This window comes from Thermosipho sp. (in: thermotogales) (assembly GCF_020054775.1).
Lineage (GTDB): Bacteria > Thermotogota > Thermotogae > Thermotogales > Fervidobacteriaceae > Thermosipho > Thermosipho africanus.
This window is the reverse complement of record NZ_JAIHAP010000073.1, coordinates 1-9325: the sequence shown is the minus strand read 5'-3', so window position 1 is coordinate 9325 and position 9325 is coordinate 1. Positions and strand designations below refer to the sequence as shown.

Here is a 9325-nt window from a genome sequence, read left to right as displayed (position 1 = left end):
ATTTCAATTCCTCCAAGGTAAGGTAAAAACCATATATTTTATTATAATTATATTACATTTTATCTAAAATTCAAACTTTTTGAAAATTAAATAAACAAAATAAAACAAAATTAACATAAAGTTTATAAATTTTTCTGTCGGATTCCTATTATTTTTACCTTACCACTCATCGACTGAATTTTTACTAAATAAATTTTGTTTCCTCCTTTTTATCTTTTCCTAACACATCTCTTTTACTATAAAACATTTGTTTGAAAGTATATATTACCACCGAATCTTCGTCTTTAATGATGCTTTTTAACTCAACCTTTAAACGCTCCAAGTTAGAAATACTTATCTCTCCTTCAAAAACGGAATTTTGAACCCAGGTTAAATATTTTCTACATGTTTTAAGCATTTTTGAAACTCTTTTTTTGTTAACGTCATAATATAAAATAACAAACACCTTTACCACTCCATAACTAGAGGGGTATAAATTTCATCCCCTAAAAAATGTTTTTCCAGTTTATAAAGTTCCATTCTTATTAATGTCCTATAACTTACTTTTTTTCCTAGCTTTTTCAGCTTAATAGTCTCACCTAATCTGTTTTCTAAAATTTCGATAAATTTCCTTTTTCCTTTGTCATTTAAAAAGACTCTATTTAAACTCTTTTCAAAATCTTTTATACTAATTACATTTTTATTAATTGCACTAAAAATAGTTCTATCACCTAATATAGGCTTGAATATTTCTGCAATATCCAAGTTTAGTGAAAACCTTCTAAAATTTGTTGAATGCAAAAAACCTATTCTTGGATCCAAATGCGTTGTATAAATTTCTCTTAAAACAATGCTGTAAATAATGGAATTTGAAAAGCTAATCAATGCATTTATTCTATCAACAGGAGGTCTTTTTGCTCTCTTAGAAAAACTAAAATCTTTGGATTCAATTATTTTATTAAAGGCGCTATAATAAACTTTCTTTATTTTTCCTTCCACTTGCATTAGTTTAGGTATTTCATTGATATTAGATATTTTTACTAAATTTTCTTCTATTTCTGCTATATGATCATTTAACTCTCTGCCTCTTTTATTGTAATATTTCAAAACTTTCAAGCTATTTTTAGTTGCACCTTCGATTATTTTTCGTGCAATAAATAATCTTTTTTTACTGTTTATATAATGTTGCGCTTGTTTTAAAATCATAAATCCTGAATTATAATGCTCTCTTGGATAAAAACTTCCAATATAAAACCCATAGTGGTTAAAAAAAGAGATTATAATCTCCTTTCTTGAAACAAATTCAAGTAATCTTTTGTTTATATTAACCTCTCCAAAGACATAAATCTCTTTCAAATTTTCAACAGGTATATGTTTTTTCATGTTATCTTTTGTTATAAATACTAAAGAATTATCTTCTCTTTTTAAAGTTCCATCTGAAAAGATATATACAGTTTCTTTCATATATATCAACTCCAACAAAAATATTCAAAAGAACAAGTTTTACAATAACTCTTTCTTTCTGGCTTTGGTAATTTAGAATCGTTAATAGTTTCTTCCACTTCGTTTATTATGTTTAGCAATTGTTTTTTGTTATCGTCTGTCATTTTAATTTCTATCACCTTCTTTTCCTTAGGTATTCTTATTTCTCCGTTATCTATATTTAATTTCCACATATAAAATAAAAGTTGAAATTTGGCACTTTTAATCATTTTTGATGATTTTTTCACTTCAATTAATTTTAGAGATCCATTTTCTTGCTTTACTATATCTATTTTCCCACCATCTATAGCTATTTCTTTCTTGCTTCTTTTATATGATTCTTCGGATATTAAACGTCCAATGACAATTAAATCGTTATCTTGTTCACCAACTAATTGTCTTGAAAGAAGCCATGCTTGTCTTTTACAGACCAGGTATGCTTGTATCAAACTTCCTGTTATCATATAAAATCATACTCCCTTGAAGCTTTCAATTCTAAAAATTTTTCAACATTTAATCCAGATTCGTAACTATAATACTTTTCAAAATCCTTTGCAAAATAGAATTCTCCTACCATCTCATCTTTTAGAATATTTTTAATACTTTTTCCTTCAATTTTGTAGTTATACAATGAAACAACAAATATTGAAAATATTTTTGAAAATAATTGGAATTCTACATAGTTAAATTCATTATTTACAAAGATATCCCATATCTTTTTCCCTTGCAAAATTTTGCTTTTTTCAGAGATTAAATTATATTCCAATAGTATTTTTTTTAAATTTTTTATTTTACTTATAGGAATTTCAAGTGGGATAAATAGTGAAAAGTTATAACCTTCAATTAAATTTAGTTCGCTGTTTATTTTTTTGAATTTCAAATTTTCGAAGTAATTAAAATAATCTATTGTGAAAGTGTTTATTTTTTTCTTTAGATTCTCTATTGTTAATGAGTAAAATTCTTTGAGATTTAACTTTCCATTTTTAAATTTTGAAAAGTTTTCTTCTAAAATTTTTTCTCTTTCATCATTTTTATAAATCTTTTTCCATTTTCCGTTGTCATCAAATAAATACAACTTAGCTTTTTTTAATCTTGAGTTTCTGTTAACCCTTCCCATGGTTTGAATTATTGAATCAAGTAGGGAAAAAGCTCTAAAACCTACATCAAAATCCAAATCTACTCCTGCTTCAATTGATTGCGTTGAAACAAGAACCAAAGGTTTTTCTTTATCATATTCTTTTATATAACTTATTAATTCCCTTTTTCTAATATCAAGAAGTGTGGAATTTAATATATATACTTCTCCATCGATTTTGTTTTTTAATTCTTCATATATTTTGTAAGATTCTTTTACGGTATTTACTACTATTAGAGTTTTTTTTGAGTTTTTAATTTCTTCTAAAATTTTTTCTTCAATGTTTTCGTTTAAAAAAGAAGTATTCACCCTTTCAAAAAAATTGTGGTTTGCAACATCCGGGGTTAGATTATCTACAAAATCTTTCTTGCTTGTAAATTTTGTAAAATCTGGAAGTGTTGCACTCATAATAATTATTGTTGTGTTTAGATATTTGCTTATATAATAGAAAAGATTTGAAAGTGTATACCAAAATTTAGGATTGTATGCTTGCACCTCGTCTAAAATAACTACGCTGTTTGCTATTTGATAAAAGTTAAAATTATCTGATTTTCCATTTCTAAAGAACATATCGAAAAATCCTACATGTGTAGAAAATACAAATGGAAAATTTAAAAATAGCGTTTGGATGTACATTTTTTCTATATTCTCATCGTTAGTTATATTTACATATTTATGATCATATCTTGTAATACACTCTTGAGGAATAAATTTTGAAAAATACCTAAAATTTTGTTCTATTATATTTATATAAGGTAATACGTAAAATACTTTCTTTTTCCCTTCAAGTAATTTTCGTATTAATCTTAGAGAAATATTTGTTTTGCCTCCACCAGTTGGTACTTCAATAAAAAATACATTCTTATCGCTTTTTTCAAATTTTTCTTCTATTTTTACAGCTATTACGCTTCTTAATTCGTTTAAATCCGAAATGTCTTCTTTTTTCATTTTTGTTAATTTATCAAAGTTTTCGTCTATCTCGGGATTAAAATTTCCTTCTATTTTCTTCGATGATATATTTTTTATTATTCTTTCTTTTAAATTCCCATCAATTATCTTTGACTCAAATTTTGTGTTTTTCATAAACTCCAAGGTAGCAAGATAATCGGAGGTTATGAGGAGTGAATTTATCAGTTTATAGAGTATGTAAAATTCAAATTTTTTGTAGATTTTAAATTTTTTCTGAGTTAGATTTTTAAATATTTTTTTTGTCTTTTCCACAATTGTCTCTTTATCATTATCTGTTATGATATCTTCAAGTACGTACTTTACATATTTTTCCTTTTTTTCATTCCAAGATATATTTTCATCCATATCTAATAAAATACTGTGGTGTCTTGACACCACAGTGGAAAGAAAAAATAGATATAAAAATTCTTTATTTTTTAAATTTTTAGATAATAGTTTATCTGTTAAAAGTGTTGTAATTGTGTAAAATCCTACATCGCTGTGGGTTACTCTAATATCTTCTTTTCTTAAGCCTTCTTGAAATTCATCAGTTAGTTTCCCTATGTCATGATATTTTATAATTTCCCTTACTGTTTCAATATACGAAAAATCTATTTCAAGTACTTTAAAGAGTTTTTTTAATATTTCCTCTAATCCATATTTATTAATTATATCTTCCAAATATTTTTCTGTTTTTTCTGCATGCTCATAAAAAGTTTCAAAAACTTCTCCATTTTTATGTGCTATTTTGTCATCTATGTTTTTAGAAAATGTAAATAACTTCATTATTTGTCCTCCAAAAGTTTTCCTTTCTTTTTATCTTTAGCTTTTTATCAGTAAAGATAAATATATCCTTTTTATAAATATGGTTCTCATCAAAATCGTATGGTAATTCTTCTATTATTGATGTATTTTTTTGCGCAATATCATCTTCAAATAATTCATATTCATCTATTGATTCTTCTTTAAAAAATTCAACGTCTTCCATTTTTACTAGTGAGTTAACATGTGATTCTTCAAATTCTAATTTTTTAATTTCAAGTGAGTTATAATTTTCAAAATATGCTAAAAACTCGTTTTTACCAAAATATATAGGATATTCTGCATATTTGTTTTTAATCATATATTCTAATTTTTCGTATAGCTGTTTTTCATTTTCATTAAATGAAGCAAGAAAAGGGACAAAGATTTTATATCCTAAATTTTCAACTATAACTTGTTCTTTAACTTGCAATACCCCACCAGCTTCTTTTGAAGCAAGACCCGTTGAGTTGTTATATATAACTAAAGTCTTTTTTGGTGGTTTTTTGTATAAAGGAATAATTGCTACTTTGAAATTTTTAAATTTTTCATAGTATTCCATAAAACTACTTTTTTTGTCTCTTTTATAACCTTCAAACCCTAATATAGCTCCAAAAATTCCAAAAACTGCAAGTTTATGGATAAAGTTATATGTAGTATATACTATAGAGTTAGTATCGTTCTTTTTAAAAAAACCCATATCACCTTTAAGCTCAAAAGAAAAGGCTTTCATATGTAGCCCTCCTCAAAGTAAAATATCACCCTTTTTCCAATCATCTTTTATCCCTTCAACTTTACAGATTGAATCATTATTGTAAACTTCAATTGTTTCTATTTCTTCTTTATATTTTTCGAGCAAATTAGAAACTTCTGAAAGATCTATAACTTCGTCTTTAGTTACTTTAACTAAATTTTTCATAGTTGGTAGAACTAATTTTGAATTTTCTTTTAGTGTTATAAATAAAAGTAAAGCATTTTCAGTTCCAATTTTTGATGTAGTGTTTAAATTTGTTGCAAATTTTTTCAAAGCATCTTTTAGCTTTGTAATATCTTCATCGGTAAGTTCCATACCTTCCGGTAAGTTCCTTGGATTTAAAACAAAGTCATACACATAATATGACTTTAGATTTTTTATTTCATTTCCTAATGTGGTTTGTTTGTCTTTTTCTTTGTTTCTAAAAGGTGATGCTATATCAACAACAAAAGGTACATTAACGTTGTATCTATTTACCCCATAACTTATTTGAAGAGGGCCTGTTATTGACATTTGACTTTCACCAACTGCAAATGTTATACCAAATAGTTTTACATCTATAAATTTATTAAAAAAGTCATATCTGTCAATGATTTTTTTGTTGTTCTTTTCCTTTATTGTTATCTTCTTTATTTCATCCTTTAAAATTTCTTGCCAATATTGATCTGTTTCTTCAAGGGATTTTGGTTGTCCATTTTCTTTAAACGTTCTCCATACAAATACTCTTTCTCCTAAGTCTACAAAAAATTTTCTAATAGCATATTTTGCGGATTTATCAGTGGCAAATATAGTTGCATTTTCATCTGGAAGCCTTCTCGGATATTTTGTAAAATCAGCATTCCAGTTACTGTTTTCACTTTTTAAAACAATTATTCCATAGCATCTTTTCGTAAACATTTATACCCCTCCCCCTATAATTTTTTTCCTGAGAAATATCCTTCAAAGAAATAAAATTTGTCACTTTTGGATATTTGTTCTGGTAGTTTTTCACAGTTAAAATAATTTAGAACTAGACCAAAATACCTATCGAATTTTTCATCATAAAAGTTTATAGCATGTTTGTATTTATTGAAAAGCTCGAAAACTCTTTCAAGCAAAACTTTTGAGTTATTTACATTAACAAATGGTTCAACCAAAGCATGTGTCTTATCTGAGGTTTTTGATTGTCCAAGAAGATATCTTGTAATCTTTCCAAGTAGATAGTAATATTGATACCTGTTTTCTATTTGGTCTTCTAGTTCTTTCTTTTCTAATTTTTCTAAATTTTCCATAAAATCACCCCCAAAGATTTTGTTCAATTTTTTATAACTTTCAAAAGATTTTTCAATTTGTTTTAGAGAGATATTTTCATCACTATGTAATCCCTTCAGGTAACAGGTTAGTGAATCGTAAAAGATATTATCAAGTATTTCTTTGTTTAATGAATCATATTTTGCGCGATAAACGAAATCGAAGATATTTTCTCTGTATTTATAAATATTTTTAGCTAATAAATTATTCTTAATTGTTATTTGGTCAAAGTAATTCTTTTTTAAATTACCATCAAACAGATTATCTAAATTGTTTTCAATTTCAAAAATGTTAGTTTCATTAAAGTAATACCTAAAATTTGATACATAATCAATATATACTAAATCGTTCGTATATATTATTAGATAAAAATCAAGTAGCATATCTTTTATATTAATTTCTTTGTATACTTGATCTAAAATTTCTTTAAATCCCAGTTTCTCACCAGTACTTTTTAGAAATTTAATTTCTATTTCTTGGAGTTTTTTCCTTGATAGCAAAGGAAATATTGAAAATCTTTTTAAAAATTTTCCAACAAAATTAACAAGTTCAAAAGCACAATCTCTACAAATCATTATGTTATATTCTGTTTTTCTTCCTATGTGTTTTATAAACGGTTTTTTATCATTTAAAGTATTAAAAATTCCTGGTATTGAAATGACATCTTCCTTATGACATATGGGACACGTACCTCTTTTTTGTATTTTGTCAATAACAAATACTTTTTCTTTTGAGTATTTTAAATGGAAATCTTTATAAATTTCCTTATTATCTATTTCAAACACAAAATAGATATTTTTATAAGTTTTTTCATACTCTTTACCAAATATTTGATTAGACATTTTTTTAACACTTTCAAACAATAAGTTAGCTTCTTCTTCCTTGAAAACAAGTTTATTTAACAAAGATTCTTCAACTTTATTTTTATGTGCATTTAATGTTTTTTTATTGTAGATTTTCATTATTTTTTTGGCCAAATCTCCTTTAACTCCTTGGAATATAAACAAGTTGTACGAATTTGTTCCTTTGTTTCCACCAATGCTCTTATTACCCTTTTCATCACCGGGAATTTTTGCAGTTAAAATTTTTACATTTTTTAAAATTTTTCTAAGATCATCATCAACATCGTTAATTTTTTTTACATTTTTTAATAAGCCTACTTTATCATAATGTTCTTCTTCTAAGACATAGTAAAACCTCATTTTATCATCTAGCGGAATAATTACATATACTAAATCCTCGGTATTTTCTTCTAGCAAATCATAAAATCCAGAAGCTCTTAATTCTTTTGAAAATTCTATCATTTGTTTTATCATCTTTCTTCCCCCTTATTCGACAAAACCAAAACCTTGTGAATTTTTACTCCCAAGCCCCGTATCAAATGCAAAGGAAAGAACAAATGGATCTCCTTTTAGAAGATACCTTCCTTTCCAGCCTTCAACTACATACTTTCTATCACCAAAACCATAAAAAACCACCCTTTTGTATCTATCATCTTTAAAAAGAGGTATTATTTCTATATCTTTATCTAATTTTTCTTTATAAAACGCTTCCCATTTACTTTTCAAATTTAAATTTATTAATTCTGCAAAGTCTCTTTCAAACGGAGTAAAATACTTTGTTTTATTTTTTCCATCTTCTTTATAAGTTCTATGAACCTCTATTGGTGTTAAAGCTTTTATCTCCAACGTATTTTTTGTAATATCTTTATGAACAGTTACTACAGAAGATAAATATATTCTATTTTCTCCAAGAAAAAACTCATTTCCTTTAAATAAGTTTAAAACTAAATCTTCCATTAATTTTTCCACAGGAGATGAAATAAAAAAGCTTATCTTTTTCCCAAAATTAAAAACTTTCATATTCTTAAAATACTTTCCTCTTTCCAGAATTGATGAAAAACAAAAAAGTGAAAATTTTCTTTTACTTCTAAACCCTTCCTCGTGAACAAATCGTCTTAAACTACTACTAAATAAGTTATAAATCAACGCTTGAATATACTTATTAAATCCAACAGGTAAAATTACATCCTCATTTGAAACAAATTCTAACTTTAATCTCACCTTTTCATCACCCCAACATTACTAATATCCAATATAATGCTTCAATTATGTTTCTATTTATTTAAATTATAACATATTTTTGTTATTTAAGTTAAAGCATATTTATGTATCACGAAGAACTTTAAAAATCTTATATCTACTATTTTGTAGATAAAATCAAAGATAAAATATTAATGTTATAATTATAATCAATCATTTAAAAGGTGGAGAAAAACATGAAAAAGTTATTTTTAATAACCACAGCTATACTTATTATTGTTTTTACACTTTTTGGATGTGTAAATACTTTTTCACCAGAAAATATTCCAATGCAAGTAACTTAATGTTTCATAAATACAATTTATTTTTGACTTATAAAACTCGAGGCCTTCATAATTAGAATCCCAGGTGTTAGTGAAAGTGTTGCACACTCTATGAAACAAAAAAAGGAAAAAATATTTACATCAATTGAAGATTTAAAGAAAAGAACAAAACTAAGTAAAGCCCATATAGAAACAATGAGAAAGCTCCATATATTAGACCATCTTCCTGAAACAGACCAACCTACATTGTTTTAAATAATATTCCCGCCTGTGCACTGAACCCAAGAAAAGAAAGAAAATAAAAAACACCCCCGGAAGTGATAAAATATAACTATCTAGGGGGTGTTTTTCATTGGCAAAGAAAGGGCAAAAATTCAAAAAGTATCCTTCTGAGCTAAAAAATCAGGTTGTTAAACTTTTCATTGAAGAAAATCTTCCTAAGAAGACTATTGCTTCTCTTTTGGGTATTCCGCCAGATAGAGTTCGTCTTTGGATTAAGAATTATCTTTTGTATGGTGATGCAGAACGTAAAAGAGGTAAGCCAAAGAAAGAATCTTTTGAAGAAGAGATG

The 9325-nt window shown here is 25.9% G+C and carries 10 protein-coding genes; 2 read left to right on the top strand and 8 right to left on the bottom strand.

All coding sequences use genetic code 11. From position 1 onward, the window contains the following. Positions 1-184: 184 nt before the first annotated feature. From cas2 to cas6, 8 genes are read right to left on the bottom strand one after another with little or no spacing between them, the layout of a single operon-like run. A complete protein-coding gene (gene cas2, locus JG780_RS09455; RefSeq protein ID WP_287570315.1) occupies positions 185-445 on the bottom strand; it encodes a CRISPR-associated endonuclease Cas2 in 261 nt (86 codons plus the stop codon). A 2-nt stretch (positions 446-447) separates the two neighbouring features. Continuing rightward, the gene (gene cas1b, locus JG780_RS09450; RefSeq protein ID WP_287570314.1) at positions 448-1443 is read right to left on the bottom strand and encodes a type I-B CRISPR-associated endonuclease Cas1b; all 996 of its coding nucleotides are present in this window, start codon (positions 1441-1443) and stop codon (positions 448-450) included. A gap of 5 nt (positions 1444-1448) precedes the next feature. Further along, positions 1449-1925, bottom strand: coding sequence for a CRISPR-associated protein Cas4 (gene cas4, locus JG780_RS09445; protein ID WP_287570313.1), 477 nt, complete (start codon positions 1923-1925; stop codon positions 1449-1451). Then, entirely contained in the window at positions 1922-4330 is a 2409-nt protein-coding gene (cas3, locus tag JG780_RS09440; RefSeq protein ID WP_287570312.1) for a CRISPR-associated helicase Cas3', read from the bottom strand. Before cas3 ends, cas4 begins: the two co-directional genes overlap by 4 nt. Then, on the bottom strand, positions 4308-5078 hold the full coding sequence (cas5, locus tag JG780_RS09435; protein WP_287570311.1) for a CRISPR-associated protein Cas5: 771 nt from the start codon (positions 5076-5078) through the stop codon (positions 4308-4310). Before cas5 ends, cas3 begins: the two co-directional genes overlap by 23 nt. Positions 5079-5090: 12 nt before the next feature. After that, on the bottom strand, positions 5091-5996 hold the full coding sequence (locus tag JG780_RS09430; RefSeq protein WP_287570310.1) for a type I CRISPR-associated protein Cas7: 906 nt from the start codon (positions 5994-5996) through the stop codon (positions 5091-5093). Between the two features lie 14 nt (positions 5997-6010). Beyond that, complete coding sequence (locus JG780_RS09425; RefSeq protein WP_287570308.1) at positions 6011-7705, bottom strand: hypothetical protein; 1695 nt, start codon at positions 7703-7705, stop codon at positions 6011-6013. A gap of 12 nt (positions 7706-7717) precedes the next feature. Further along, positions 7718-8452, bottom strand: coding sequence for a CRISPR-associated endoribonuclease Cas6 (gene cas6 / locus JG780_RS09420; protein WP_287570307.1), 735 nt, complete (start codon positions 8450-8452; stop codon positions 7718-7720). Positions 8453-8865: 413 nt separating this feature from the next. Between cas6 and JG780_RS09415 the strand changes: the two genes are divergently transcribed. Both JG780_RS09415 and JG780_RS09410 read left to right on the top strand, forming a co-directional pair. Further along, the gene (locus JG780_RS09415) at positions 8866-9009 is read left to right on the top strand and encodes a hypothetical protein (RefSeq protein WP_287570306.1); all 144 of its coding nucleotides are present in this window, start codon (positions 8866-8868) and stop codon (positions 9007-9009) included. 97 nt (positions 9010-9106) lie between these two features. Beyond that, on the top strand, positions 9107-9325 hold a 219-nt coding region (locus JG780_RS09410; protein WP_287570305.1), incomplete at its 3' end, for a transposase.

Coding starts and splice junctions, on each gene's coding strand:
- cas1b (WP_287570314.1), bottom strand. CDS start 1,443: ATGAAAGAAACTGTATATATCTTTTCAGATGGAACTTTAAAAAGAGAA.
- cas4 (WP_287570313.1), bottom strand. CDS start 1,925: ATGATAACAGGAAGTTTGATACAAGCATACCTGGTCTGTAAAAGACAA.
- cas3 (WP_287570312.1), bottom strand. CDS start 4,330: ATGAAGTTATTTACATTTTCTAAAAACATAGATGACAAAATAGCACAT.
- cas5 (WP_287570311.1), bottom strand. CDS start 5,078: ATGAAAGCCTTTTCTTTTGAGCTTAAAGGTGATATGGGTTTTTTTAAA.
- JG780_RS09430 (WP_287570310.1), bottom strand. CDS start 5,996: ATGTTTACGAAAAGATGCTATGGAATAATTGTTTTAAAAAGTGAAAAC.
- JG780_RS09425 (WP_287570308.1), bottom strand. CDS start 7,705: ATGATAAAACAAATGATAGAATTTTCAAAAGAATTAAGAGCTTCTGGA.
- JG780_RS09415 (WP_287570306.1), top strand. CDS start 8,866: ATGAAACAAAAAAAGGAAAAAATATTTACATCAATTGAAGATTTAAAG.